Origin of the sequence: Lysinibacillus sp. FSL P4-0201, assembly GCF_038593425.1 — a bacterium.
GTDB lineage: Bacteria > Bacillota > Bacilli > Bacillales_A > Planococcaceae > Lysinibacillus > Lysinibacillus capsici.
Window position 1 is genome coordinate 1,309,108 of record NZ_CP151995.1, and the last position, 25,429, is coordinate 1,334,536.

Below are 25,429 nucleotides of genomic sequence, written 5' to 3' on the forward strand. Positions count from 1 at the left end.
GTGTTGATTCTTGAACGGGGAAAAGGGGAGAATGATTATGACAAACGAGGTAGTAATCGTGAGTGCGGTGCGTACAGCAATCGGCTCATTTCAGGGGACATTAAAAGACGTACCAGCGACAACGTTAGGTAGCATTGTCATTAAAGAGGCATTAGTGCGTGCTGGCGTAGCAGGAGAACAGGTCGATGAGGTCATTATGGGGAATGTTTTATCGGCTGGACTTGGACAAAATCCAGCGCGTCAAGCGGCAATTAAAGCGGGGTTACCTCAAGAGGTATCAGCTTTAACAATTAATAAAGTATGTGGATCAGGTTTAAAGGCTGTTCATTTAGCAACACAGGCGATTTTAGCGGGAGATGCAGAGATTGTTGTTGCAGGTGGATTTGAAAATATGAGCCAGGCTCCATATGTCTTAAAAAATGCACGAGAAGGCTTCCGAATGGGCGACCAAAAGGTAGTAGATACAATGATTCAGGATGGCCTATGGTGTGCTTTTAACGATTATCATATGGGCATTACAGCTGAAAATTTATGTGATATGTATCAAATTTCTCGAGAAGAGCAGGATGCTTTTGCAGCTCGTTCTCAGCAACGCGCAGAGGCAGCAATTGCAGCGGGCAAGTTTGAAAATGAAATCGTTGCTGTTGAGATTCCACAGCGCAAGGGAGAGCCACTGCTTTTCAATAAAGATGAATTTCCACGAGCAGGTGTGACAGCAGAATCATTAGGTAAGCTCCGACCAGCATTTAAAAAGGATGGCTCTGTCACAGCAGCGAACGCGTCTGGAATTAATGATGGTGCGGCAGCGGTAGTGGTGATGTCAAAGGAAAAAGCACAAGAGCTAGGCATTCAACCAATGGCGATCATTACAGCGAATGCTAGTGCTGGTGTAGATCCTGCAATTATGGGTACAGGTCCTGTAAAAGCAGTACAAAAAGCGCTGACAAAGGCTGAGGTTACTTTAAACGATATCGATTTAATTGAAGCAAATGAAGCATTTGCAGCACAATCAATTGCTGTAGATCGTGAATTAAGCTTTAATCATGATAAACTAAATGTTAACGGGGGTGCCATTGCTCTTGGTCACCCAATCGGTGCTAGTGGTGCTCGGATTTTGGTAACGCTATTACATGAGATGGAAAAGCGTGATGTGAAAACGGGCTTAGCCACATTATGTATCGGTGGTGGACAAGGCGTAGCAACAGTTGTGAAGCGCCCTTGATGTCAATAAGAAGGTGAATAGAAATGGGAAAGAAACGAAAACAGCAACAACATACTGACAATAGCGTAACAGCTAGCCTACCTAAGCAAGAGGCCGTTACATTAGCAGATCAGCTAGGTGGCGATGTGCTAGCAAAATTAAAAGCAGCGAAGCAAGATTTAACTGCTAAAGAGCAGGCGGCAGAAGAAGAGCGTCAGGCAAAATTAGCTTTTGAACGTAAACAACGAGAAAAAAACAAATCGTTTGAAGAACTTTTAAACGAATACGGCGATAAAGGTACTAAATATTAAGAGAGAACAGTGAATTCACATAGGTGGGTTCACTGTTTTATATTTACAGCATAACATTTATATGGTTGTGGTCGATATATAAGGAGAGATTATTGAAATTAATGGAATGGGAGACGCTGCCAATAACATATACCTAATTGTAGTTTAGTATCAATTAAATTATGTTAGGAGACCAACATGGTAGAATTACAAACAGAAAGAATAAGATTAATTCCTTTAAACGCTAAGTATCTTAATTTACTAATAGAGCATGAGGAGCAAATGGCGGCGGAGTTGTCATTAAGTAAAGGTGTAGGGAGTTTAGATTGCGAGCTTAAACAAGCGCTGTATTTTAGACTTTGCAAAGTATTAGAAGATGAGCCAAATTATCTATGGCATACGAATTGGTTACTTGTATTAAAAGAAAAAAATTGTGCTGTTGGTGGCATAATGCTAAAAGGTACGCCAAATGAGCAAGGGGAAGTTGTGATCGGGTATTATACTTTGCCTCCTTATATGGGGCAGGGCTATATGACAGAATCAATCATAGCTCTTAAAGACTGGTTACTCCATCAGCCAAATGCAAAATACGTTATCGCTGACACGGAAAAAGAAAATATGGCTTCCCATCGAGTTTTGGAAAAAGCAGGGGCTGTCTTGTTTAAAGAAACGAAGTCCCTCTATTTTTGGCGGTTCCACCTTTAAAATAAAAGACAAAAGGCTATAATTGAGCCTTTTGTCTTTTATTTTTGAGTATTTTTCTTAGTGCAACAACGAGACTAACAAAAACAATGGCTCCAGCTGTATCGACAAGCACATCTTGAGCACTCATTGTACGACCTGGCGTAAAGCTTTGACGAAATTCATCAAGCACCGCGATTGTAGCCGTTCCACCGATAGCAATACTTGCTGCAAAACGTCTTTTTCCCCAGGCGAAGTAAAGGCCAAGTGCGATGCATCCAAATCCCATGAAGTGTGTCAATTTACGAATTAAAAACTCTACAAATGGAAAATAACCTCGCTCTTCCACTGAAACGATGGTTCCCCAATAGGGAATTTTTAAAATAGATAGTTGTTTTTCAAAAGGTTTATTGGCGAGCAAATCTTCTAATTCTGGTAGTATACTCTGTTGCTCATAGGTCATACTAGAGGAGATTACTAGTACAACTAGACATATGAGTAAAATTAGCCATTTTTTCATCGATGTTCTTGATAGTACTCATTTTTTGTTAGCTCATTAGCTACCTTGAAATCTGTTATTGAATTAATTTTCTCGTAGGAAGCAAGCGTTTGTGCTAGTTGTTGTTGAGAGCTTGCGCCAATGACCGTAGAAGCGATTGTCGGCTCTTTTAGATTAAAAGCGATAGCCAAAGCATGCAAGTTATCATAGTGTAAAGCTAAGTCTGTTAACGTTGTTGTTAACTCCTCAGCAGTATAGGTGTTAAAACCATTAACATATTGTAGACGTTGTTGCCAGCTATTTGTTAATAAGCCCTTTGCCACTGTGCCACGTGTTACAACAGAAGCACCCTGTTTCGCAATAAAGTTAAACCATTCTTCAGGGCGGCGATCGAGGGCACTGTATTGCATCATGACGCTTCTAGCCGAGCTTGCAGGTAAAAATCGCTGCAATACATTAGGACGAATGGAGGATATACCATATTCACGAATGAGCCCTTCTTTTTTAAGTCCTTCAAATGTGTCAATTATCCCGTCCCAATCATCTTCGATTGTGCCACCGTGTAATTGATATACATCAATGTAGTCTGTTCCTAAACGTCGTAAGCTAGCATGGATAGCTTCTTTTATATAGGATGGTGATGCATCCCAATGCCAGCCATCTACCCCTTCTGCCCACCGATTACCTACCTTTGTTGCTAGGATGACATCATGACGACGCTTACCTAACGTTGCGCCAATAATCTCTTCATTTGCACCATAATCATATAAATCAGCTGTATCTATATAGTTAATGCCAGCATCTAATGCCATATCGACAATGGCAGCTGCTTGTGTTTTATCTGTCGAAAGAGACATGCCTCCTAAACTAATCTCTGAAATAAACAATTCACTTGTACCAAGCTGTCTTTTTTTCATACGAATGACCTCCTTCGATTTCTCTACTTGTAATGGTACAATGAACATATCTGAAGAACAAGCGAGGTTATCGTCAATGAAAAAGTTTGAGGAAAAAACAACGAAAACGACACCGATCTATGACGGAAGAATAATAAAACTACAAATTGATGATGTCACTTTACCAAATGGACAGGTTGCAAAACGTGAAATCATTAAGCATCCAGGTGCCGTAGCGGTGATTGCTGTTACGGACGAGGGTAAACTAGTGTTAGTAGAACAATACCGCAAAGCGCTGGAGCGTTCTATTATTGAAATTCCAGCTGGAAAGCTAGAGCCAGGTGAGGAGCCAGTGATGACAGCACGTCGAGAATTAGAGGAAGAAACAGGTTATGGCGCGCATCAACTTACTTTTTTACAAACATTTGCAACATCACCAGGCTTTGCGGATGAAGTTCTTCATTTGTTTGTGGCGAGGGGATTATATACAATAGACAATAAAGCAGATTTAGATGAGGATGAATTTGTCGAACTATTAGAAGTTTCGTTGGAAGAAGCACAAGTAATGGTGGCTGACCAGCGTATATATGATGCTAAAACAGCATTCGCAGTGCTATGGCTAGCTGCAAATTTAGAAAATAATCTTTTAGCATAATAGAGACGGACGAGCATAAGCTGTACAAACCTTGATAGAAAAGGAGCATGTTTATGTCTCGTACGGTGTCTATTTTTTATCACGCTTCCATCATTGCAGTAAGTTTTGTTTGTGGCGTTATTTTCTTTCATATTATTGGTGGACCGAAAGCGGAACCCTTTATATTATTTATAGAGCCTCGTTTAGCAGATGGGGACAGGCAATCCATTTTTCGTTTAGTACTGCCTGTTGCTATTTCCATAGGTCTTATATTATTACTAGCAACACATAGCGTCTTAAAGGTGTTAGTGCGTGTGACTGTAGCCATGCGTGCCACTTTTTTTGGCTTTAGTTCGGTTTTTTTATTACAAAAACTTGAAGCTTTTTGGCTTTATACGATTTGGTGGTTTCCATTTCAGCTCATCTATTGTATATTGTTGCTAGTCCTATGCAATTTACTTGTACCCGCTTGGTCAAAGCGAAAAATCGGGAAACAAGTATCTGGTCGGACAATTTTGTTGAATTTTATCGCATTTTTCATCATAATAGTTGCTGAGTTTATTGTTATTTCTTATGTGTTAAAATGATGGATTGAATAGACCAAAATTGTGATCAGATAAAAAAGTAGAAGCATGTTAGAAATCTATTCACTATCTTGTAATAGGATTTACTCCTTTGGTATAATGGAAAGAGTTTAGGGGGGCGTCACATGGAGAGCCGAATTGATCGTATAAAAAAACAGTTGCATAGTGCTAGTTACAAGCTGACGCCGCAGCGAGAAGCGACAGTTGCTGTTTTGCTTGAGCACGAAGAGGACCACCTAAGTGCTGAAGATGTTTATCTTTTAGTAAAAGAAAAAGCACCTGAGATTGGTCTAGCTACTGTTTATAGAACGTTAGAATTATTAACTGAGCTCAAAATTGTCGACAAAATCAACTTTGGCGATGGCGTATCGCGCTATGATTTACGCCAAGAGGGAGCTGCCCATTTCCACCATCATCTTGTTTGTATCGAATGTGGTGCTGTTGATGAAATTCAAGAAGATTTACTTGAAGATGTGGAAGCCGTTGTTGAAAAACGTTGGAACTTTATTATAAAAGATCACCGACTAACTTTCCACGGCATATGCTGGCGCTGTCATGATAAAAACGACGAATCGAATGAAGAAAAATAACGAAAAACTGTCTGTTTTAATCTTTGGTATAGATTGAATCGGGCAGTTTTTTGTTTTTTTTATTGAAGTATAGACACCATTAGGGTTGGTAGTTTATGTCGAATGGAGGGTCCTTTAGCACATTTCTTAAGGCCATGCTAAAATAGAGAATAATTGACAGTGAGGGGGCGTTGTGATGAATGAATTTCAATATGCAGTAGAGGACTATATCCATTTTATTCAGGTGGAAAGGCAGTTATCTGTTAATACATTAGCATCCTATCGCCGAGATTTAGAAAGCTATGTACATTTTTTAAAGGAAGCAGAAGGTATGTCTGATTTTAGTGTGGTAGAACGGACAACTATATTACGCCATTTAGAGCAATTGCGGGCACAGGGAAAGACAAGTCGTACCGTTGCCCGTCATATTTCATCGATTCGGAGTTTCCACCAATTTTTACTACGAGAAAAGCGCGCAGAAACTGATCCGACAGTCCATTTGGAGATGCCGACAATTGAGCAAAAGTTGCCTAATATTTTATCTATCCAAGAGATTGAAGCTTTACTAACAGCTCCAAATAAAAGTAAGCCACAAGGTATACGTGATCTTGCCATGCTGGAGTTACTATATGGGTCTGGTATGCGCATCAGTGAACTTATTGCACTGGATTTAGCTGATATTCATTTAACCATGGGCTTTGTACGTGTATTTGGGAAGGGTGGCAAGGAGCGAATCATTCCACTCGGCAAAAGCGCACTTTCGGCAATAAATGCCTATTTAAATGGTGCTCGTAGTCAATTACAGGGAAAGTACCCCAAAACAGATGCGTTTTTTATTAATCAAAGAGGGAAACGTTTAACAAGGCAGGGTTGTTGGAAATTAATGAAGGAGCATGCGTTAAAGGCAGGCATCCAACATGAATTAACACCACATACATTGCGTCATTCCTTTGCCACTCATTTGGTTGAAAATGGAGCCGATTTACGAGCGGTGCAGGAGATGCTTGGTCATGCAGATATTTCTACTACCCAGATTTATACACATATTAGCAAAACAAGATTATCTGAGGTCTATAAGCAATTCCATCCACGTGCTTAAAAGATAATAGGAAAAAATTATTTTTCAGTCGGATGTCTGACCTTTATTTTTCGCATTTTTTTGGTAAAATAGAGTCATGAGATTAGGAGGCAACCATTATGAATAAACCATTTAACAAAATCCATGTTGTTGTCATGGATTCCGTAGGTATTGGTGAAGCGCCAGACGCTGCTAAATTTGGGGATGTTGGCGCACATACACTAGGACATATCGCTGAAAAAATGAATGGGCTTACAATGCCAGTAATGGAGTCATTTGGTTTAGCGAATATTGAACCATTGCATGGAATGCATGCAACTACTGACCCTAAAGCATACTACGGTAAAATGCAAGAAGCATCAGTTGGTAAAGATACGATGACTGGCCATTGGGAAATCATGGGGTTAAATATTGATAAACCATTTAAAGTGTATCCAGATGGGTTTCCAGCAGAGCTAATTGATGAGCTAGAGAAACGTACAGGTCGGAAAGTGCTATGCAATCAGCCAGCAAGTGGTACACAAGTAATTGAAGATTTTGGGAAGGAGCATATGGAAACAGGTGCGATTATTGTCTATACATCAGCCGATCCTGTTTTACAAATTGCTGCTCATGAAGAAATCATTCCACTAGAAGAGTTATATAAAATTTGCGAAATTGCTCGTGAATTAACATTACAGCCTGAATATTTAGTAGGTCGCGTCATCGCACGACCATTTGTGGGTACGCCTGGAAACTTTACTCGTACATCCAATCGTCATGATTATGCGTTAAAGCCATTTGGTCGTACAACAATGAATGTTTTGAAGGACGCGGGATTAGATGTGATTGCAATTGGAAAAATCTCAGATATTTTCAATGGTGAAGGTGTGACAGATGCTGTACGTACAAAAAATAATATGGATGGTATGGATCAATTTGCAGAAGTTGTACGTCGTGACTTCCGTGGTCTAAGCTTCTTAAATTTAGTCGACTTTGATGCCAATTTCGGCCATCGACGTGATCCTCTAGGCTATGGACAGGCATTACAAGAATTTGATGCACGTCTACCAGAAATTCTAGAGGTAATGTCAGAAGACGATTTATTAATTATTACAGCAGATCACGGCAATGATCCAACCTTCCCAGGGACAGATCATACACGCGAATATGTACCACTAATTGTCTATTCACCACGTTTTAAAGGTGGTGCGGAACTTGCGCTTCGTGAAACCTTTGCAGATATTGCAGCAACAGTTGCAGAAAACTTTCATGTAGAAGCACCGCCATTCGGTAAAAGTTTCTTACATGATTTGAAATAAGGGGGTTTTTTTTGTATGAATATGGTTCAATTGTTTGAAAAGAAAAAACAAGGATTAGAGCTTTCTCAAGCTGAAATTCAGTATTTTGTTGAAGGCTATACGACAGGCTCTATCCCAGATTATCAAGCAAGTTCTTTATTAATGGCGATACGTTTACTAGGCATGTCTGATGATGAGACATTTTATTTAACAAAGGCAATGATCGAATCAGGCGATGTCATTGATTTAACATCTATTGAAGGCTTTAAAATTGATAAACACTCAACTGGAGGGGTTGGTGACAAGGTTACACTTGTGGTTACGCCAATTATTGCTGCTCTAGGAATTCCTGTTGCGAAATTTAGTGGTAAAGGCTTAGGGATTACTGGGGGGACAATTGATAAACTTGAATCCATTCAGGGCTTTAAAACAGAGCTTTCATCACAGGAGTTCATTGATAATGTCAATCAGCATAAAATTGCCGTTGCTGGACAAACAGGTAATCTAGTACCAGCCGACAAAAAATTATATGCATTGCGTGATGTGACAGGTACTGTCGATTCTATTCCATTAATCGCAGCTTCGATTATGAGTAAAAAAATTGCAAGTGGTGCCGATGGTATAGTCCTCGATGTAAAATGTGGCTCAGGTGCGTTTATGAAGACGCAGGAAGAAGCACAGCGTTTAGCAGATACAATGACGGCTATTGGAGAAAAACTTGGCCGTAAAGTCATCGCACACATCAGTGATATGGATAATCCTTTAGGGAAAATGATTGGTAATAAGCTTGAGGTAGTGGAGGCTTATGCCCTATTAAGTGGACGTATGGAAGAAACGCATGAAGATTTGGTTGATGAATGTGTTGTCATCTCTTCCTTGATGTACCAAATTGCGGCAGGTGTGAATGAAGTGGAAGCGACAGCTGCTGTTAAGCGAGTGCTAGCAGATGGCTCTGCAGCTGCAAAATTCGAGGAGTTTATTGTGGCGCAAGGAGGAGTAGTCTCTGATATTGTTCAAAATGACACAGCTCATAAAGTAGCAGTGACAGCGGTTTCAGAGGGCACGGTGGAGACGATTAATGCTTTATTAGTTGGAGAAGCAAGTGTTAGTCTAGGCGCTGGACGTTTAACGAAGGAATCAAAGCTTGATTATGATGCAGGAATTCAGCTAATCGCCAAAAAAGGTGATCATGTTAATAATGGCGATACGATTGCTTATTTGTATTCCAATCAGCCAATTGACGAAGAGACAATTAATAAAATTCAGCAAGCTTATACAATTGCATAAAGATTATTAGCGAGAGTCCTCACTTATGAGGGTTCTCGCTTTTTTATGCGTTCGATGAATCGCCAAAATTTAGAGCTCGATAGCGTTTAGAAATTGTAGATTTATCCCATACTGCACTTAACCTAAAAAGCTATAAGTATGTCGATTAGACACTATTTCGGAAGACTTTGCACTAGTTCTGTCAGCCACAAGGATTCAACCTATTGAATGTGGAATTGCACGAGGAGGAGGCGATGTTCATGCATTATCAATTAGAAATGGTCACAAGAGAGACAGTCGTTATACGTTTGTTTGGGGAGCTCGATCATCATGCCGTTGAACAAATTCGAGCGAAAATTTCTGCAGCAATTTTTCAAGGCACTGTGACGACCATCATTTGGAACTTGGAAGGACTATCTTTCATGGATAGTTCGGGAGTTGGATTAGTGCTTGGTCGTATGCGTGAGTTAGAGGCAGTTGCTGGGCGAACTATATTATTGAATCCATCGCCAACAATGCGAAAAGTATTTCAATTTTCAGGTTTAGGACCGTGGATGATGGATGCAACAGAGGAACAAGCGATTGATCGCGTAAGGGGGATTGTAAATGGATAACGAAATGACATTAACTTTTTTGGCAATTAGTGAAAATGAAGCTTTAGCGCGTGTAGCTGTTACAGGCTTTATTGCTCAATTAGATCCAACTATTGATGAGCTATCAGAATTTAAAACAGTTGTCTCAGAAGCAGTTTCCAATGCTATTATTCATGGCTATGAAGAAGATGGTAAGGGTGTTGTGACAGTTCATGCTAAACGTGAGGATGATATTGTGACAGTATCTGTCATGGATAAAGGGATAGGAATTGAAGACGTTAGTCGAGCGATGGAGCCATTATTTACAACAAAAAGTATGATGGAGCGTTCGGGTATGGGCTTCACGATTATGGATAGCTTCTCAGATCAGCTGACAGTTATATCAAAATGGCAAGAAGGAACAACTGTAACATTCACGAAGAAATTTTACACAGTTCGCACAGCGGTAATGTGAGGTTAAACCCGTGAAGCCGTTAGAACAGTCGTCCGATAAGCTATTGTCTCAGGAGGAAATGCGTGATTTAATTGCACGCGCACAGCAGGGCGATCATGAGGCTCGTAAACGAATGGTAGAAGGCAATACGAGACTTGTGTGGTCCATTGTTCAACGTTTTACAACGAGAGGTGTTGAGCTTGAGGATTTATTCCAGATTGGTTGCATAGGGCTCATGAAATCTGTGGATAAATTTGATTTAACCTATGATGTGAAATTTTCAACCTATGCTGTACCGATGATCATTGGAGAAATTCAGCGCTTTTTAAGGGATGATGGCATGGTGAAGGTGAGCCGCTCTATTCGTGAGCTCAATTTTAAAATCCGTCATGCTACAGATGAATTTATTAAAAAGAACGAACATCCACCAACCATTCAAGAGCTTGCTCAGGTGCTTGGTGTGACAACAGAGGAAATTGTTACAGCATCCGATGCACTGAGAGACCCTGCCTCTCTTCATGAGCAATTGTATGAGAGTGAGGGGGATTCCATTACACTAATGGATCAAATGAAGGATGAAAAATCGGAGCAACCATTTGATTACATCCCATTGAAAGAAGTACTAACGAGACTTGAGCCAAGAGAGCAGTCTATCATATATCTTCGCTATTTTTCAGATTGCACGCAAACTGAAATTGCAAATAGATTAGGTATATCGCAGGTACAGGTTTCCCGATTAGAGAAAAAAATCCTTGCCCAGCTGAAAAGTTGGATGGCAACAAGTGCAACAGTGGAGCAGGAAGTAATAAAAAAAGACATCTAAGAAAATGGTGACAGCATGACAAATAAATTATTTAACAGCTTAGAAGAAGCCGAAGATTTTCTTATCGAACAATTTGGTGACGGCGAATCGTTTGACGTTGGTATAAAACACTTATTTGTCAAAGATTTGCCGGTCCTTTGTGCATATATTAGTGGGCTTGTAGATGGAGAAGCTTTAACACAGTTGCTGTCTAGCATGCTTCCAGATGAGGACATTGAAATTGATGTAGAGGATGAGAAGGAATATTTTGAGTCTTACTTTAATTTCCATGGACGTTCAGAAGAAACAGAGCGTAAAGCCTATTTACTAGCCATTTTAAGTGGACAAGTCACCTTTATTACTAAAAGTGGCTATTGCTATGTTGCAGAGCTTAGAAACTATCCAGGACGCTCTCCAGAAGAGCCAGATAATGAAAAAGTTATCCGTGGATCAAGGGATGGCTTTACAGAAGGGATTTCTCAAAACACAGCCTTAATACGTAGGCGAATTCGTAATAGTAATCTACGTTTCGAGCTACATAAAATATCCAAAATCGGTCAAACCGACGTGGCGATCGCGTTTATGAAGGATGTTGCCAATGAAGATATGCTCGAAAGTTTACGACAGCGTCTTGGACAAATAAATCATGATGGCTTGACGATGGCCGATAAATCATTAGAAGAATGGCTCTTTAAACAAAAGTTCCACCCAGTTCCATTTGTACGTTATACGGAGAGACCTGATATTGCTGCAGCTCATCTACTTGAAGGGCATATAGCTATATTAGTCGATACTTCTCCATCCGTTATTTTAGTACCTGTTACAGTGTTTCATTTATTGCAGCATGCAGAGGAATATCGTCAGGCACCCACAGTAGGGACGTTTGTACGTTTTATGCGATATTTTGGCTCTGTAATGGGTTTACTTTTATTGCCATTGTGGTATGTATTTGCAACGAATGAATCCCTACTTCCAGATGCCCTCTCCTTTTTAGGTACGGAGGAGAAATCGCATGTACCTTTATTACTACAAATTTTGATTGCAGATATTGGAATAGAATTTTTGAGGATGGCCGCCATTCATACTCCGTCACCATTGTCCACAGCGATGGGATTGGTTGCGGGGGTAATCATTGGTCAAATTGCGATTGATGTTGGATTATTCTCTTCAGAGGTGGTCCTCTATACAGCGGTGGCAGCCATTCTTATTTTCATTATTCCATCCTATGAGCTTAGTATCTCCATTAAAATTTTTAGGTTACTGCTACTTCTGATGACGGGTCTCTGGGGTGTCAATGGGTTATTTATTGGTTTATTTTTATTGTTTACGTATTTATGTTCATTGCGACCAATGCAGGCACCTTATTTATGGCCGCTTGTTCCATTCTTTCCAACAGCAATGCTTCGCGTCATTATTCGCTTCCCAATGACAGCGGATGCACTCAGACCTTATGTAGTCGCTTCCAAACAGCGAAAAAGATCATAGGAGCCGTTGCACTCGTTTTTTTCATGTGATAAAGTTCACATATAGTATTTTGTGATTTTTGCAAAAATTATTTTCATTCAAGAAAAAGCAAGTACTATACATTTGTTTTTTTATATGTGAGGGAAATAATTTTTTGATGGAATGGTTCTAATATAGTAAAGAACCCTTCCACTTTCAAACCGTAAAAATAACAAGATGGAACGATGTGAAAAGGGAGAGATGCACATGCATTTATATGGAACACAAGCGATTTCTGAAGATGGTCATTTAACAATTGGACAGGTAGACACATTAGAGCTAGCAAAAGAGTATGGTACACCACTTTTCGTGTATGATACTGCACTTATTCGTAAGCGTGCGCGCAGCTTTATCGAAACGTTTAAAAAACTAGGTGTAAAAGCAGAAGTAGCTTATGCTTCAAAAGCATTTGCATGTGTAGCGGTGTATCAATTAGCAGCAGAAGAAAATTTATCATTGGATGTTGTATCTGGTGGAGAATTATTTACTGCCTTAAAGGCAGGTTTCCCTGCAGAGCGCATTCATTTTCATGGTAACAATAAAAGCATTGCTGAATTAGAGCTAGCTTTTGACTCCAAGATTGGATGTATTGTTGTAGATAATTTCTATGAAATACAGCTTTTAAAAGATATTTCGGAGCGCCGTCAGCAAAAAATGCGTATATTATTACGTGTTACACCAGGTGTTGAAGCACATACGCATGATTTCATCACGACAGGTCAAGCAGATTCAAAATTCGGCTTTGACTTAAACAATGGTCAAGCGGATGAAGCATTCCAACAAACATTTAACCATGAATTCCTAGAGCTACTTGGTTTACATTGCCATATTGGCTCACAAATTTTTGACACTGCCGGTTTTGGATTGGCTGGAGAAAAATTGATTGACAAAATTTCTGATTGGAACAAGACTCACGGATTTACATGTACTGTGTTAAACTTAGGTGGGGGCTTTGGTATTCGTTATACTGAAGAAGATGCACCGCTTGAACCACAAGTATATGTAGAGGATATGATTACAGTTGTCAAAAATAAAGCAACTGTTCTTGGACTGAAGATGCCGGAAATTTGGATTGAACCAGGTCGATCACTTGTAGGTGATGCAGGAACATCTCTTTATACAATCGGTTCACAAAAAACTGTGCCAGATGTGCGAAAATATATTGCTGTCGATGGAGGTATGAGCGATAATATCCGTCCCGCATTATACGACGCTAAGTATGAGGCAGTCATCGCAAGTAAGGCGAACGAGCCGAAAGATGAGCTCTATACAGTTGCTGGTAAATTATGTGAATCTGGCGATAAATTAATTATTGATGCTAAACTACAAGATGCTGCTTCAGGTGATGTGTTAGCCATCTTCTGTACAGGTGCGTATGGTTATTCGATGGCTAGTAACTATAATCGTGTGCCAAGACCTGCAGTTGTATTTGTAGAGGATGGACAGCATCAACTAGCTATTCGCCGCGAAAGTTATGAAGATATTGTGCAAAACGATCTCCCGCTAACTTTAAAAAAGGGTGAGTAAATTTGAGGAAAAATAAGTGGGTATTACTAGCGTCCATTACAACATTTATTTTATTATGGGGCGTAGTCTATTGGGTGTTGGCGTCGAAAGGTATTCTCGGACCTGGTTCGTAAGACAGAAATTGGCTTGCGGTAAAAGTACAAATCGTGTAGGATAGTCAAAGATTATGTACAGCTAGAAAAAGAGGGAATAGACAAATATGTTAATTCGATATAAAAAAGCTTTAGAGAAAATAGCAATGGGGCTACTTTCATTTATGCCTAACGAAAAAGACGTAAAAAAGCTTACAGAAACCATCCACTCCTATGAAAATGACGATAATTGGGTTTTATACTTATGGAAAAAGAATGATGAATATGTTGGCATTGTAGGGCTTGTTGTTGATGAGCATAATATAGCCACAATCCAGCACGTGTCGGTGATCCCTTCATATAGAGGAGAGGGCGTAGCAACGGAGATGCTTCAAGAAGTGGCGGAACTTGGCCAATATGAAAGTGTGCGTGCTACAGATGAAACACGTAGTTTTGTTCAAAAATGTATTCATTGTATCGATGAAAAAGCAGACGATTAACAACGTCTGCTTTTTCTTTGTTTGCTTTCTTGTCGCTCTGCAAGAATATGTGAGCGATCTCGAAGCATATGTTTATGAAGAAGATAATTTGAGCTATTTGATGGCAAAAGCTTTATACGTGCTAGGGCTAAATCCAGCAAGTGAGGTGAGAGAGGAAGCTGGAAAGTTTGAAAGGACTTGCCCATTTCAATCGAAGTGATAGCTTTTGTTATTTGTGTTAGGAGTTCAAGATAATCAATTTCTTGGAAAAAAACATGCCCTTCATTTACTTGAAAGTTATGAAGTGCTTTTTCTAAAATTCGTTTAGCACCAGTATTATTACCACGTCGCCAATGATAGAAACCTGTTGCCAGCTGCACATAGCCGACAAGCGGATGCATTTTATCACCAGGTGCAATTTCCTTCCAATATTCCTCTAGCACTTCATGGCATTCAAAAAAATCTTGATTGCCATTAAAATAGGCACAGTAATCTATAAATAAAGTATGATGCTGTGGATGCATTTTGGACTCCTTTCCACTATACTAAAAGAACATAGAATCTCAGGGTGGTAAAATAATGTCTTATGAAGTAAAATTAGAAGCCTTTTCAGGGCCTCTTGATTTATTATTGCATTTAATTCACAGATTGGAAATTGATATCTATGATATCCCAATGGCTGAAATTACACAACAATATATCGACCATATTCATGCAATGCAAGTACTAGAGTTAAATGAAGCAAGTGAATATTTAGTAATGGCAGCAACGTTACTGGCAATTAAAAGCCGCATGTTATTGCCAATTCACGAAGGAGAGATGGAGGACGCAGAATTAGAAGTGGACGGCCCTGACCCTCGTGAAGAACTGGTGCAACGCTTAATCGAATATAAAAAATACAAGGAAGCAGCTAGTAATTTGCAGGAGCTTGAAACAGACCGAGCACAGGTATTTACGAGGCCACCTGCTGATTTAACAGGATTAGCCTCAGAAGAACAGATGGCTTTATTTGATTTGAATGTGAATATCTATGATATGCTTGGAGCATTTCAAAAATTGATGCGTCGCAAAAAATTAAAGAAACCATTAAAAACAACTGTAGCAAGGCAGGAGCGATCAGTAAAAGATCAAATGCGCTCTGTTGTCGATTCTTTACGATTAACAGGTGGACGTGCATCATTTTTCGAGCTTTTTCCCTATGAAGATAAGCCAACACTTATTCTGACGTTTGTATCCCTACTTGAACTGATGAAACGTCAGGTCGTCATCGTAGAGCAAGATGGTAACTTTGAAGAATTAACGGTTACCTTACAGAAGGAGGAATGGGAAGATGACGAAAACTTTGATGTTACAGAGTAGAATTGAAGCCTTATTATTTGTTGTGGGAGATGATGGCTTAACGATTAAACAACTTTCACAACTCTTAGGAGAGCAGGAAGAGCTGATTCTGCAAACAATGAATACATTGAGAGAAACCTACGAAGAAGATTTAACAAGAGGAATCACGGTGAAAGAAATTGCAGGCGTTTATCAGCTCATTACAAAATCTGATTTTGCCGATACGATTCAAAGATTAGTAGAAAATCCAACCGCACAATCCTTATCTCAAGCCTCCCTTGAAGTGTTAGCGATCGTGGCATACAAACAGCCCATTACACGTGTAGCAATAGAAGATTTGCGCGGTGTGAAGTGTGAACGACCAATCCAAACATTAGTTTCACGAGGATTAATTAAAGAGGTAGGACGGTCAGAAGGGACTGGACGTGCCATCTTATATGGAACAACAAAAGAATTTTTACATTATTTTGGCTTAAATAGGATAGAAGAAATGCCTCCTCTACCTGAAGAGGACCTTGCTGATACAGAACAAGAAACAGATTTATTTATGACGAAGTTCCAAGAGACTTTTAGCGGAGCAAAATAATGGTTAGGTATAATGCGTAGCCTTCAACATAAATTTAAATCTATAATTTCCTATCACATTGAATAAGGAGTGGCTCGTTGCTTCGGTTATTTCGTTTAACACTGTTTATGATCATTGTGTTAATGGTAATGCTTCCTCAGACTAGCTTTGCAAGAGGAGGAAGCGGCTATGCTGTCTTGGATGGCGATACAGGTCGACTTTTAATTGGATCCAATAGCGATGAACGATTACCTATTGCTAGCCTCACAAAAATTTGGACAGCACTTGTGGCAATTGAAAATAGTGACTTGCAGGATGAAGTCGTTATATCCCCTAAGGCTGCTATGGCTGAGGGGAGCTCTATTTACCTACAGGCTGGTGAAACGGTGACAGTTGAAACGTTATTGTATGGCTTAATGCTACGTTCCGGCAATGATGCTGCAACAGCCTTAGCCGAACATGTAGGAGGGTCTGTAGAGGGTTTTGTCAAATTAATGAATGAAAGAGCTGTTATTGCAGGTCTTACCAATACCGTCTTTATGAATCCTTCTGGTCTTCATCATGATGAGCATTTATCGTCTGCAAGAGATACTGCTGAGATGTTAAGACTTGCGTTGCAAAATAAAACATTTGAGAAAATTGCTTCAACGGTACTTTATCGGGCAAATACAGTAAACGGAATGTTATGGGAAAATAAACACCGTCTATTAAGAGAAGGTTCAGGAATGGCAGCAGATATAGATGATGAGACAGAACAGCCTGTTAGTTCCTTAAAGTCAGCCACTGGTACTGCTTTCGCTGGAAAAACGGGCTTTACTAAGGTTGCTGGACGAACACTTGCAACGGCCTTTCAAAAGGACGGGCAAATCTGCGTTGTCGTCACATTAAATGAATCAGATGATTGGAATGTACATCGAGGCTTATCCAATAAAGTATGGCAAGATTATAGTCTTGAAACAGTAGTGAAAAAGGGTAAATACAATGTCAATAAAAAGTTGGCTATTCGTTTACAAGAGCCCGTTCGACTACAGTTAAATAAAGAGGAAAAAGAACAGGTGAGGCAAGTATTACATGTTTCAAGGAAACGCCAAGAAGCAGTCTTGTCTATCTTTATAGGAGAAGAACGGATTTATGCAACGCCAGTAAAAGTTGAATCAGCGGATCGTTAAAAACGATTGGCTGATTTTTTACATTATTTGATCAATTGATGTTAATAATGGAAAGTAATGGTAGGCAAATTCAATTTGGGCTAATCATTATCTTATTCTTATCAAGTTTAATTGTGCCTGTCATTCTTCTATATCCAATTCAAGAGATACTATATCGACCTAATGAATTTTATTATTTTGCACCTTATTTTAATGCTTATATTATCTTTATGGTCTCTTTATTTGTCATGGCCCTCGTACTACTAATCAATTATTTGATCATACCTAAAACGAAAAAAGGAAAGAATATAAAACGTGGTCTAGTATCTACTTCCTTATTAATTGCCTTAGGTTTCATCGCATTAAGCTTTAATACTTATAAATGGATAGATTCAAGAGGTATTCATATGAATCCATTTTTTAGTTTAAAAGTAAATTTTGTCGAGTGGGAAGAAATAGTGAAAGTTGAGCAGGTTAATCTAGAAAAAAGTGGTGTGACAAAGCCTGATCATCTGGTTTTTACATTTCAAGATGGTTCCACAATTGAGGAACCTTTGGCAGGCAACATGGTACTGGCTAAAAACCATATAGCCAATGAGTTAAAGCAACGTGGCCTAACAATTGAAAATGTATACAAATAAAAGCTGCCGAATGGTAGCTTTTTTTGTGTCAAAATAAACATTTTACAATCGATTCGCATGATTATCAAATGAGTATACTGCTAGTAAACAAAACAAAATCTCGGTTCAAATGTTAAGAAATTAACGAATGAGAAATTAGTCGGAATACTCAATTAAAAAATGTGAAATTTGTTTTTCTTTAATAATGTCTAAAAGTATGACATAATTTTCACAGATTAGCGGGAAAAATAACCCTATTCATTGGATCGAAATCGAATGATGACGAACGTGTCAATGTGAAAGAAAACTAGAGGTGAAAAAATGGAAAGATTACAAAAGGTCATTGCCTATGCAGGCGTTGCGTCAAGGCGCAAGGCAGAGCAATTGATTTTAGAAGGTAAAGTTAAAGTAAATGGTGTAGTGGTTCGTGAGTTAGGAACAAAGGTATCTAATTCCGATACAATTGAAGTAGAAGGTGTAAAACTAGAAAAAGAAGATAAGGTATATTTCTTACTTTACAAACCACGTGGAACAATTTCTGCAGTTACAGATGATAAAGGACGCAAAACTGTCACAGATTTATTTCATCATATTCCGCAACGTATTTTCCCAGTTGGTCGTCTTGATTATGATACATCTGGATTATTGCTATTGACAAATGATGGAGAATTTTCCTATATGTTGACACATCCGAAATTTAAAATTGACAAAACATATATCGCTCGTGTCAAAGGTGTGCCAACAATTGAAGGGCTTAAAAAGCTTCAACGAGGGATCAAATTAGAGGATGGAAAGACAGCACCTGCTAAGGTAAGTATGACATCTTTCGATGAAAAAGCGGGCAAAGCTATTTGTGAAATCACGATTCATGAAGGGCGAAATCGCCAAGTTCGTCGTATGTTTGAAGCGATTGGAACACCCGTTGTTAAATTAAAACGCGAACGCTTTGCTTTTTTAGATTTATTTGGTCTTGCTCCAGGAGAATACCGTGAATTATCAAAGCATGAAGTAAAGCAACTACGTGTGTTAGCAGAAACAGGAAAGCTTGATTAATGCAATTTTGCCAGAAGAAAGTGTGGATACCAATAGAGGTATTTGGATGTTTACACTTTCTTTGTGGTGAAATCGTTCATAAATCATTCATAATTAATAGCTAAGTGTTTTTGTATCATTTTGCTATAATAGGTGAGAATAGTACACCTAGTAGCAGTTTGTTCAAAAAAGCTGTAACACATTTAATCCGGTATTGTTGACGTCAATGTGAAAGAAGCTTTTACATATTTATAGACGTATAGAGAATGAAAAAGTTCTATTTGTTTCTTCAATATGTAAAAGCAACGCAAGCCGTAATTGATAGGGGGTTTATTAACTTGGAGAAAAAGAAAAAACGTCTTGTACTGCGAACTGTCATTTTAGCTGTGTTAGCGTTGGCAATCGGGTACACAGTATATGGAACAGCAACAAAGGAAAAAGTAGAGTTAGTAGCAGTAGGCTCTGAAGCACCTGACTTCACGTTAGTAGATTTAAACGGTGAAAAACATAAATTGTCGGATTATAAAGGGCAAGGGGTATTTTTAAATTTCTGGGGAACTTGGTGTAAGCCTTGTGAGAAGGAAATGCCTGCAATGGACAATCAGTATCAAGAATTTAAAGATCACGGTGTACAAACATTAGCTGTCAATATTGCTCAAACAGATTTTGAAGTACAGAATTTTGTCGATCGATATGGGTTGTCATTTCCAGTAGTTATCGACAAAACAAAAAGTGTTATGACTGCTTATAATGTAGGACAATTACCTGCAACAGTGTTAATTGATCCAGAAGGCAAAGTGGCCAAAATTATTACAGGTGAAATGACGGAGAAAGATATTGCTTCGTACATGGAATTAGTGAAGCCAAATAAGGAGTAAATGACGATGGAAAAAATCATTTGTGCTTGTGGTCATAGTAATCCATACGGCACGAAGCTTTGTGAAAAATGTGGTCGTCCTTTAACCGAAGAAGAAAAACAAAATAAAGTTGTTGATATGCGCTATGATGGTATGGCCATTCGCTCCAAAACATATAACAAATCATTTGTTGATAAAATATGGAATTTCTTCTCAAGTGTTAAAGTTGGTATATCCTTAATTATTATCACATTAATTGCTGCTTCAGTCGGAACATTATTACCGCAAGAGTTTTACGTAAAAGCTTCTGATATGGAGAAGGGGGCTTATTACGCAGACGTATATGGTACATTCGGTAAAATCTATTATACGTTGGGGCTTTCGGATTTATATAGCTCATGGTGGTTCCAGATTTTAGTTGGTATGCTAGCAGTTTCAATTATAGTGGCAAGTCTTGACCGAGGCATTCCACTTTATAAATCATTAAAGAATCAACGTGTTAAAAGACATGAAAGCTTTATGAAGCGTCAGCGCATTGTTGCAGAAGGACAAGTGTCAGCAAGTGCGGAGGAAACGCTTGATAAAGTGGCTCAAAAAATGACTGAGATGAAGTATTCTGTTCGTCGAGATGGTAGCGCTCTCTTAGCTGAAAAAGGACGCTTTTCTCGTTACGGTCCGTACATAAACCATGTAGGTCTCATCATTTTTTTAGGTGGGGTCATGCTACGTCTAGTTCCAGGCTTCTATGTTGATGAATCGATATGGGTGCGTGAAGGTGAAACACGAGCTATCACTGGAATGGAAGGCTATTTCATTGAAAACCGTGACTTTATTTTAGAAACACATGATAATACACCTCAAGGTGAGCAAGTTAAACAGGGTGTGAATGTAGTGGCTAAAAACTTCCAGACCGATATTACACTTTACAAGCAACCTGAAGACGCATTGCCTGGGGATACGGAAAATCTAGAAAAAGTAAAAGACTATTCTATTCGTGTAAACCATCCTTTGAAAGAAGATGGCTTTGCTCTTTACCAGATGGATTATCGTCTAAATGAATTAAAACAGATGAATTTTGAATTAATTAATAAGACGACAGAGAAATCATTAGGTAAGGTAGAGATTGATTTAACAAATCCTAAAAAAGAATATGATTTAGGGAATGGTTCATCCGTTCAAATTCTTGTCTATACACCTGATTTTGATGGATTTGAAAATGGAGAACCTCAGACTAAAACGTCTATTCCAAATAATCCTGCATTTTTATTTAAAATGACTACACCAGAAACTCCTGAAGGAGAAGTAAGCTTTGTTGAAATTATGCAGCCTCCTTTAGAACCACTGGGTGAAAATAAATACAGAATGAAATTTGCTAGTGCAGAGATGCGTGATATGTCAGGTATTACGGTGCGAAAAGATAGTACCATCCCTATTCTGTTTGTTGGTGGGGTCATCTTTATGATCGGTGTTGCCATTGGCTCTTACTGGAATCATCGTCGTTTATGGCTTCAAGTGGAACCAGACGGCCGTGTGTTAATGGCTGCCCATGTCAACAAAAATATGTTCAGCATGAAAAAGGATTTAGATGCTGTTACAACATTTGCTGCATTGCCTCCGTATAAAGATCAGTTAGAGAAAGATGAGGCTGGCGAAGAGTCCACTAATGGTGGCATTAAAGAAAAGGAAGGTGACAACACCTTATGAGTTTGATTGACTTAAGTGGAAACTTACTATTTGTAGCGTTTATTGCTTATCTAGTTGCGACATTATTATTTGGTGGTTCAATTAAGCAAGGTAATGCTACTGGTAAAAATACTGGCAAATGGGGCAAGCTTGCCATTGTGGTTACTATTATTGGTTTCCTATCACAGCTTGGCTATTTTATTACGCGTTGGATTTATACAGGACATGCGCCAGTAAGTAATATGTTCGAATTTACAACTGCCTTTGGTATGTTCATTGTCGGCGCGTTTATCCTAATTTATTTTATTTATCGTTTGACTGCACTTGGATTAGTGGCACTGCCTGTTGCGCTTTTGATTATTGCTTATGCAGCAATGTTCCCGAAAGAAGTAAGTCCATTAGTGCCTTCATTACAAAGTCATTGGTTAACAATTCACGTTATTACAGCAGCATTAGGGCAATCTATTTTAGCCATTAGTGCTGTGGCAGGACTTATTTACTTATTAAAAGTAGTAGATTTAACAAAGCCCTCTAAACAACGTTTTTGGTTAGAAGCTGTCATGTACTGTCTTGTAGTAGTTGTTGGATTTGTCGCGGTAACATCTACATTTAGTGCTATGGATTATGAGTCTAGTTATAATTATGTGGATAAAGAAGGAACTACTCGTAAAATTATTTACAATTTACCTCCAGTATTCGGTATGAATGAATATGAAGTGATAGAAGAACATGGCATGTCGCCATTAGTAGAAATGCCAGCGTTAATTAATGCTAAAAAATTAACAACCGTTGTTTGGTCATTATTGGTAGGATCTGTGTTGTATTTATTAATTCGTTTAATTGCTCGTCGTCGAATTAGTGCCATTTTCCAACCACTTGTTAAACGTGTCAATTTACAATTACTTGATGAAATTGGTTATCGTTCAGTGCTGATTGGTTTCCCTGTATTCTCCCTTGGTGCTTTAATCTTTGCGATGATTTGGGCACAAATTGCTTGGAGTCGTTTCTGGGGTTGGGATCCAAAAGAAGTATGGGCTCTTATTACATGGTTATTCTATGCAGCATTCCTGCATTTACGTCTATCAAAAGGCTGGGAAGGTCGAAAATCTGCTTGGTTAGCACTAATTGGTTTTGGGATTATTTTATTCAACCTAATTGCTGTTAACTTAATTCTTGCAGGTTTACACTCCTACGCGTAACCTGTGAAGCAACAAGCCTTTTCGCTGTAGCGAAGAGGCTTTCTTTTCTTTTCAATATGTGTCACACCATGTACAATAGAAGTTAGAGAAAGATGGAAGAGAGGGATCGTGAAAGTGTCAGAAAATATTTCAGTATTAGTAGTAGATGACGAGGATCGTATTCGCCGCTTATTAAAAATGTATCTTGAGCGAGAAGGATACCTTGTTGACGAGGCCGAAAATGGAGAACAAGCGATCGAGAAATCTTTAGAAAAAGAGTATCACTGTATTTTACTTGATATTATGATGCCTGAAAAAGATGGGCTAGAAGTGTGTGCAGAAATTCGAGAGCGCGCAGCAACACCAATTATTTTATTAACTGCCAAAGGCGAAGAAGCGAACCGTGTACAAGGCTTTGAGCTTGGTGCAGATGACTATATCGTAAAACCATTTAGTCCTCGTGAGGTTGTGTTACGTGTGAAGGCTATTTTACGTCGTTCACAGGCTTTCTCACCAACGACTAATGCATCTTCTTCAAAAGATTTAGTGGTGTTCCAACACTTAATGATTGACCATGATGCACATCGTGTGACTGCAGAAGGCATTGAGGTTAATTTAACACCGAAAGAGTATGAATTGCTGTACTTTTTAGCGAAATCGCCAGACAAAGTATTTGACCGTGAACAACTACTAAAAGAGGTATGGCATTATGACTTCTTTGGTGATTTACGCACAGTAGACACACATGTAAAACGTTTACGTGAAAAGCTCAACCGAGTTTCTGAAAACGCTGCTAAAATGATTGTGACGGTTTGGGGCGTTGGATACAAATTTGAGGTTGTCAATGAATAGAATATGGAATAGTGTTGTCGGGAAGCTATGGGTAACCATATTGCTTCTCGTTTCATTTGTATTATTTGTTTTCACGGTATTAATGCTTGAATTTCTTCAAAATTACCATATGCAGCAAGCAGAAATTTCATTGCGACAAACAGCAGCAACGGTAGCTAGTATAGTAGATGACAATGAAACAGCCGAATCTACCTCTGAATTATTAAAAGATATTTTACCTACAGGGACCAATGCATTGATCGCTATCAGTCATGTTGAAGTGTCCTTTGCGATGCAAGAGGGTGTCAACAAAAAAGAAATACAAGATACTATATTAGCCAATAAATCTTTTCATGAAGTGTTTCAATCAGATGAGCCGATTATTAAAGAAATGATGATGCCTTCTTCAACTGATCAAGAAAAGATGGAATCTTATGTCGTACTTGGTTTTCCCCTAAATGTTGAAAATGCAGTACATGGAGCTGTCTTCATCTACCAAAGCCCAGATGCGCTACATAAAACGTCTAAGGAAACTACGAAAATTGTCTTTTTAGCAGCCTTCATAGCATTTGTGCTGACGACATTCTTCGCATTCTTCCTTTCTTCACGTATAACTTCGCCATTAAGAAAAATGCGTGAATTAGCTTTTGAAATTGCAAAAGGGAATTTTGAAGCGAAAATGCCTACTACCCAAAATGACGAAATTGGTCAGCTTGCCGTTGCCTTCAACCAAATGGGCCGTCAATTAAAGCATAATTTAGAGGTTATCAACCAAGAAAACGAACAGCTTTCTAATATTTTGACATCTATGACAGATGCAGTGATTACGTTTAATCGGGATCGTACAATATTATTAAGTAATCCACCAGCTGAACGTCTAATGCAAAAGTGGTTTGTCAACAAAGGCTCACAAAGTGCAAAACCTATTCCGCCAGAGCTGTATCATATGCTTGATCATGTACTGATGTTTGAGGATAAACTAGAAGAGGAAATTGAAATGGATGGCAGCTATTATACATTTACCATTAGTCCTCTTTATAGTGGGGAAATGATACGTGGTGCTGTCGCTGTTATTCGTGATATGACTGAACAGCATCGCTTAGAAAAACTAAGATCGGATTTTATTGCGAATGTCTCTCATGAGCTTCGGACACCGATTGCCATGCTTCAAGGTTACTCAGAAGCATTAATGGATGACGATTTTATTCAGGATCAGGAAGAGCGAAATGAGATTACCAAAATTATTTATGATGAATCGAAGCGAATGGGTCGCCTTGTGACAGATTTATTAGATTTGGCACGTATGGAATCAGGGCATATGACGCTTTATAAAGATGAATTACCAATTAATTCTACTTTCGAACGTATTACACAAAAATTTGCACAGGTAGCAAAAGAAAAGCACGTTCGTCTGCTGTTTGAGAGTGAATTTAATGACGAGGCCATGATTAATATAGATGAGGATCGCATTGAACAAGTGCTTACAAATTTAGTTGACAATGCCCTGAGACATACAGATGAAGGGTCTGTGACTGTAAAAGTAGAGCAGGAGCCGACATTTGCTAAAATATCTGTTCAAGATACAGGACATGGCATTCCTCAAGAGGACTTACCCTATGTCTTTGAACGTTTTTATAAAGCAGATAAAGCACGTACTCGTTCCAAGGGTGGAACTGGTCTCGGCTTAGCCATTGCTAGAAATATTGTGAAGGCACACTCAGGTAATATTATGGTAGACAGTGTGTTGAAAGAGGGTACGACCTTCACGTTTTATTTACCGTTCGATTAATA

At 38.8% G+C, this 25,429-nt stretch carries 28 protein-coding genes; 25 read left to right on the forward strand and 3 right to left on the reverse strand.

Translation table 11 applies throughout. The features are described from left to right. The first annotated feature begins 37 nt into the window (after positions 1-37). The 3 genes from MKY76_RS06260 to MKY76_RS06270 all read left to right on the forward strand — a co-directional run bounded on the left by MKY76_RS06260 (position 38) and on the right by MKY76_RS06270 (position 2,196). Positions 38-1,222, forward strand: coding sequence for an acetyl-CoA C-acetyltransferase (locus MKY76_RS06260; RefSeq protein ID WP_082148122.1), 1,185 nt, complete (start codon positions 38-40; stop codon positions 1,220-1,222). Between the two features lie 23 nt (positions 1,223-1,245). Continuing rightward, on the forward strand, positions 1,246-1,512 hold the full coding sequence (locus MKY76_RS06265; protein WP_036080173.1) for a YqkE family protein: 267 nt from the start codon (positions 1,246-1,248) through the stop codon (positions 1,510-1,512). 177 nt (positions 1,513-1,689) lie between these two features. After that, the gene (locus MKY76_RS06270) at positions 1,690-2,196 is read left to right on the forward strand and encodes a GNAT family N-acetyltransferase (RefSeq protein WP_048391312.1); all 507 of its coding nucleotides are present in this window, start codon (positions 1,690-1,692) and stop codon (positions 2,194-2,196) included. A 16-nt stretch (positions 2,197-2,212) separates the two neighbouring features. Here the strand turns inward: MKY76_RS06270 and MKY76_RS06275 are convergent, their stop codons facing one another. Both MKY76_RS06275 and MKY76_RS06280 read right to left on the reverse strand, forming a co-directional pair. Further along, complete coding sequence (locus MKY76_RS06275; RefSeq protein WP_066036598.1) at positions 2,213-2,692, reverse strand: VanZ family protein; 480 nt, start codon at positions 2,690-2,692, stop codon at positions 2,213-2,215. Then, positions 2,689-3,588 carry an aldo/keto reductase gene (locus MKY76_RS06280; RefSeq protein ID WP_342557533.1) on the reverse strand — a complete coding sequence of 300 codons (900 nt, stop codon included), beginning with the start codon at positions 3,586-3,588 and terminating at the stop codon, positions 2,689-2,691. Before MKY76_RS06280 ends, MKY76_RS06275 begins: the two co-directional genes overlap by 4 nt. A 76-nt stretch (positions 3,589-3,664) precedes the next feature. Between MKY76_RS06280 and MKY76_RS06285 the strand changes: the two genes are divergently transcribed. The 12 genes from MKY76_RS06285 (at position 3,665) to MKY76_RS06340 (ending at position 14,407) form a co-directional block, all read left to right on the forward strand. Beyond that, entirely contained in the window at positions 3,665-4,222 is a 558-nt protein-coding gene (locus MKY76_RS06285; protein WP_048391304.1) for an NUDIX hydrolase, read from the forward strand. 53 nt (positions 4,223-4,275) lie between these two features. Then, positions 4,276-4,788, forward strand: coding sequence for a hypothetical protein (locus MKY76_RS06290; protein WP_004232169.1), 513 nt, complete (start codon positions 4,276-4,278; stop codon positions 4,786-4,788). Positions 4,789-4,910: 122 nt separating this feature from the next. After that, the gene (locus MKY76_RS06295; RefSeq protein WP_004232171.1) at positions 4,911-5,375 is read left to right on the forward strand and encodes a Fur family transcriptional regulator; all 465 of its coding nucleotides are present in this window, start codon (positions 4,911-4,913) and stop codon (positions 5,373-5,375) included. A 175-nt stretch (positions 5,376-5,550) separates the two neighbouring features. Next, positions 5,551-6,453: a site-specific tyrosine recombinase XerD gene (gene xerD, locus MKY76_RS06300; RefSeq protein ID WP_112117567.1), complete on the forward strand. Its 903-nt coding sequence runs from the start codon at positions 5,551-5,553 to the stop codon at positions 6,451-6,453. Positions 6,454-6,551: 98 nt separating this feature from the next. Beyond that, the gene (gene deoB / locus MKY76_RS06305; RefSeq protein ID WP_115673517.1) at positions 6,552-7,733 is read left to right on the forward strand and encodes a phosphopentomutase; all 1,182 of its coding nucleotides are present in this window, start codon (positions 6,552-6,554) and stop codon (positions 7,731-7,733) included. Between the two features lie 15 nt (positions 7,734-7,748). Further along, the gene (locus MKY76_RS06310; protein ID WP_315054888.1) at positions 7,749-8,999 is read left to right on the forward strand and encodes a thymidine phosphorylase; all 1,251 of its coding nucleotides are present in this window, start codon (positions 7,749-7,751) and stop codon (positions 8,997-8,999) included. A gap of 239 nt (positions 9,000-9,238) precedes the next feature. After that, complete coding sequence (spoIIAA, locus tag MKY76_RS06315) at positions 9,239-9,592, forward strand: anti-sigma F factor antagonist (protein ID WP_004232181.1); 354 nt, start codon at positions 9,239-9,241, stop codon at positions 9,590-9,592. Further along, on the forward strand, positions 9,585-10,025 hold the full coding sequence (spoIIAB, locus tag MKY76_RS06320) for an anti-sigma F factor (protein WP_048391296.1): 441 nt from the start codon (positions 9,585-9,587) through the stop codon (positions 10,023-10,025). Before spoIIAA ends, spoIIAB begins: the two co-directional genes overlap by 8 nt. A 10-nt stretch (positions 10,026-10,035) precedes the next feature. Then, positions 10,036-10,827 carry an RNA polymerase sporulation sigma factor SigF gene (gene sigF, locus MKY76_RS06325; RefSeq protein WP_009370709.1) on the forward strand — a complete coding sequence of 264 codons (792 nt, stop codon included), beginning with the start codon at positions 10,036-10,038 and terminating at the stop codon, positions 10,825-10,827. A gap of 15 nt (positions 10,828-10,842) precedes the next feature. Next, entirely contained in the window at positions 10,843-12,291 is a 1,449-nt protein-coding gene (locus MKY76_RS06330) for a spore germination protein (protein ID WP_004232186.1), read from the forward strand. 225 nt (positions 12,292-12,516) lie between these two features. Next, complete coding sequence (gene lysA / locus MKY76_RS06335; protein WP_066036603.1) at positions 12,517-13,836, forward strand: diaminopimelate decarboxylase; 1,320 nt, start codon at positions 12,517-12,519, stop codon at positions 13,834-13,836. 199 nt (positions 13,837-14,035) lie between these two features. Further along, positions 14,036-14,407, forward strand: coding sequence for a GNAT family N-acetyltransferase (locus MKY76_RS06340; protein WP_004232192.1), 372 nt, complete (start codon positions 14,036-14,038; stop codon positions 14,405-14,407). On the opposite strand, the gene MKY76_RS06345 is transcribed toward MKY76_RS06340, so the two are convergent. Then, complete coding sequence (locus tag MKY76_RS06345) at positions 14,404-14,910, reverse strand: DUF309 domain-containing protein (protein ID WP_004232196.1); 507 nt, start codon at positions 14,908-14,910, stop codon at positions 14,404-14,406. The two genes, MKY76_RS06340 and MKY76_RS06345, sit on opposite strands and share 4 nt — an antisense overlap. A gap of 55 nt (positions 14,911-14,965) precedes the next feature. Between MKY76_RS06345 and MKY76_RS06350 the strand changes: the two genes are divergently transcribed. From MKY76_RS06350 to MKY76_RS06395, 10 genes are all read left to right on the forward strand, one after another. Then, positions 14,966-15,745: a segregation/condensation protein A gene (locus MKY76_RS06350; protein ID WP_066036605.1), complete on the forward strand. Its 780-nt coding sequence runs from the start codon at positions 14,966-14,968 to the stop codon at positions 15,743-15,745. Further along, positions 15,717-16,310, forward strand: a complete 594-nt coding sequence (gene scpB, locus MKY76_RS06355; RefSeq protein ID WP_342557534.1) for an SMC-Scp complex subunit ScpB — start codon at positions 15,717-15,719, stop codon at positions 16,308-16,310. The genes MKY76_RS06350 and scpB overlap by 29 nt, the downstream gene beginning before the upstream one ends. A gap of 77 nt (positions 16,311-16,387) precedes the next feature. After that, a complete protein-coding gene (locus tag MKY76_RS06360; RefSeq protein ID WP_054550607.1) occupies positions 16,388-17,458 on the forward strand; it encodes a serine hydrolase in 1,071 nt (356 codons plus the stop codon). 47 nt (positions 17,459-17,505) lie between these two features. Further along, the gene (locus tag MKY76_RS06365; RefSeq protein WP_342557535.1) at positions 17,506-18,078 is read left to right on the forward strand and encodes a hypothetical protein; all 573 of its coding nucleotides are present in this window, start codon (positions 17,506-17,508) and stop codon (positions 18,076-18,078) included. A 300-nt stretch (positions 18,079-18,378) separates the two neighbouring features. Continuing rightward, positions 18,379-19,110, forward strand: a complete 732-nt coding sequence (locus tag MKY76_RS06370) for a pseudouridine synthase (protein WP_004232209.1) — start codon at positions 18,379-18,381, stop codon at positions 19,108-19,110. 317 nt (positions 19,111-19,427) lie between these two features. Beyond that, the gene (resA, locus tag MKY76_RS06375) at positions 19,428-19,967 is read left to right on the forward strand and encodes a thiol-disulfide oxidoreductase ResA (protein ID WP_004232210.1); all 540 of its coding nucleotides are present in this window, start codon (positions 19,428-19,430) and stop codon (positions 19,965-19,967) included. Positions 19,968-19,973: 6 nt separating this feature from the next. Continuing rightward, entirely contained in the window at positions 19,974-21,650 is a 1,677-nt protein-coding gene (locus MKY76_RS06380; RefSeq protein ID WP_066036606.1) for a cytochrome c biogenesis protein ResB, read from the forward strand. Further along, complete coding sequence (ccsB, locus tag MKY76_RS06385; RefSeq protein WP_048391290.1) at positions 21,647-22,828, forward strand: c-type cytochrome biogenesis protein CcsB; 1,182 nt, start codon at positions 21,647-21,649, stop codon at positions 22,826-22,828. The genes MKY76_RS06380 and ccsB overlap by 4 nt, the downstream gene beginning before the upstream one ends. A gap of 114 nt (positions 22,829-22,942) precedes the next feature. Further along, entirely contained in the window at positions 22,943-23,659 is a 717-nt protein-coding gene (locus tag MKY76_RS06390; RefSeq protein ID WP_004232215.1) for a response regulator transcription factor, read from the forward strand. Further along, positions 23,652-25,427: an ATP-binding protein gene (locus MKY76_RS06395; protein ID WP_048391287.1), complete on the forward strand. Its 1,776-nt coding sequence runs from the start codon at positions 23,652-23,654 to the stop codon at positions 25,425-25,427. The genes MKY76_RS06390 and MKY76_RS06395 overlap by 8 nt, the downstream gene beginning before the upstream one ends. Positions 25,428-25,429 lie beyond the last annotated feature (2 nt).

What these genes read in the sequence shown, in the direction of transcription:
- MKY76_RS06260 (WP_082148122.1), top strand. Translation starts at nt 38, where the DNA reads ATGACAAACGAGGTAGTAATCGTGAGTGCGGTGCGTACAGCAATCGGC.
- MKY76_RS06265 (WP_036080173.1), top strand. Translation starts at nt 1,246, where the DNA reads ATGGGAAAGAAACGAAAACAGCAACAACATACTGACAATAGCGTAACA.
- MKY76_RS06270 (WP_048391312.1), top strand. Translation starts at nt 1,690, where the DNA reads ATGGTAGAATTACAAACAGAAAGAATAAGATTAATTCCTTTAAACGCT.
- MKY76_RS06275 (WP_066036598.1), bottom strand. Translation starts at nt 2,692, where the DNA reads ATGAAAAAATGGCTAATTTTACTCATATGTCTAGTTGTACTAGTAATC.
- MKY76_RS06280 (WP_342557533.1), bottom strand. Translation starts at nt 3,588, where the DNA reads ATGAAAAAAAGACAGCTTGGTACAAGTGAATTGTTTATTTCAGAGATT.
- MKY76_RS06285 (WP_048391304.1), top strand. Translation starts at nt 3,665, where the DNA reads ATGAAAAAGTTTGAGGAAAAAACAACGAAAACGACACCGATCTATGAC.
- MKY76_RS06290 (WP_004232169.1), top strand. Translation starts at nt 4,276, where the DNA reads ATGTCTCGTACGGTGTCTATTTTTTATCACGCTTCCATCATTGCAGTA.
- MKY76_RS06295 (WP_004232171.1), top strand. Translation starts at nt 4,911, where the DNA reads ATGGAGAGCCGAATTGATCGTATAAAAAAACAGTTGCATAGTGCTAGT.
- xerD (WP_112117567.1), top strand. Translation starts at nt 5,551, where the DNA reads ATGAATGAATTTCAATATGCAGTAGAGGACTATATCCATTTTATTCAG.
- deoB (WP_115673517.1), top strand. Translation starts at nt 6,552, where the DNA reads ATGAATAAACCATTTAACAAAATCCATGTTGTTGTCATGGATTCCGTA.
- MKY76_RS06310 (WP_315054888.1), top strand. Translation starts at nt 7,749, where the DNA reads ATGAATATGGTTCAATTGTTTGAAAAGAAAAAACAAGGATTAGAGCTT.
- spoIIAA (WP_004232181.1), top strand. Translation starts at nt 9,239, where the DNA reads ATGCATTATCAATTAGAAATGGTCACAAGAGAGACAGTCGTTATACGT.
- spoIIAB (WP_048391296.1), top strand. Translation starts at nt 9,585, where the DNA reads ATGGATAACGAAATGACATTAACTTTTTTGGCAATTAGTGAAAATGAA.
- MKY76_RS06330 (WP_004232186.1), top strand. Translation starts at nt 10,843, where the DNA reads ATGACAAATAAATTATTTAACAGCTTAGAAGAAGCCGAAGATTTTCTT.
- lysA (WP_066036603.1), top strand. Translation starts at nt 12,517, where the DNA reads ATGCATTTATATGGAACACAAGCGATTTCTGAAGATGGTCATTTAACA.
- MKY76_RS06340 (WP_004232192.1), top strand. Translation starts at nt 14,036, where the DNA reads ATGTTAATTCGATATAAAAAAGCTTTAGAGAAAATAGCAATGGGGCTA.
- MKY76_RS06345 (WP_004232196.1), bottom strand. Translation starts at nt 14,910, where the DNA reads ATGCATCCACAGCATCATACTTTATTTATAGATTACTGTGCCTATTTT.
- MKY76_RS06350 (WP_066036605.1), top strand. Translation starts at nt 14,966, where the DNA reads ATGTCTTATGAAGTAAAATTAGAAGCCTTTTCAGGGCCTCTTGATTTA.
- scpB (WP_342557534.1), top strand. Translation starts at nt 15,717, where the DNA reads ATGACGAAAACTTTGATGTTACAGAGTAGAATTGAAGCCTTATTATTT.
- MKY76_RS06365 (WP_342557535.1), top strand. Translation starts at nt 17,506, where the DNA reads ATGGAAAGTAATGGTAGGCAAATTCAATTTGGGCTAATCATTATCTTA.
- MKY76_RS06370 (WP_004232209.1), top strand. Translation starts at nt 18,379, where the DNA reads ATGGAAAGATTACAAAAGGTCATTGCCTATGCAGGCGTTGCGTCAAGG.
- MKY76_RS06380 (WP_066036606.1), top strand. Translation starts at nt 19,974, where the DNA reads ATGGAAAAAATCATTTGTGCTTGTGGTCATAGTAATCCATACGGCACG.
- ccsB (WP_048391290.1), top strand. Translation starts at nt 21,647, where the DNA reads ATGAGTTTGATTGACTTAAGTGGAAACTTACTATTTGTAGCGTTTATT.
- MKY76_RS06395 (WP_048391287.1), top strand. Translation starts at nt 23,652, where the DNA reads ATGAATAGAATATGGAATAGTGTTGTCGGGAAGCTATGGGTAACCATA.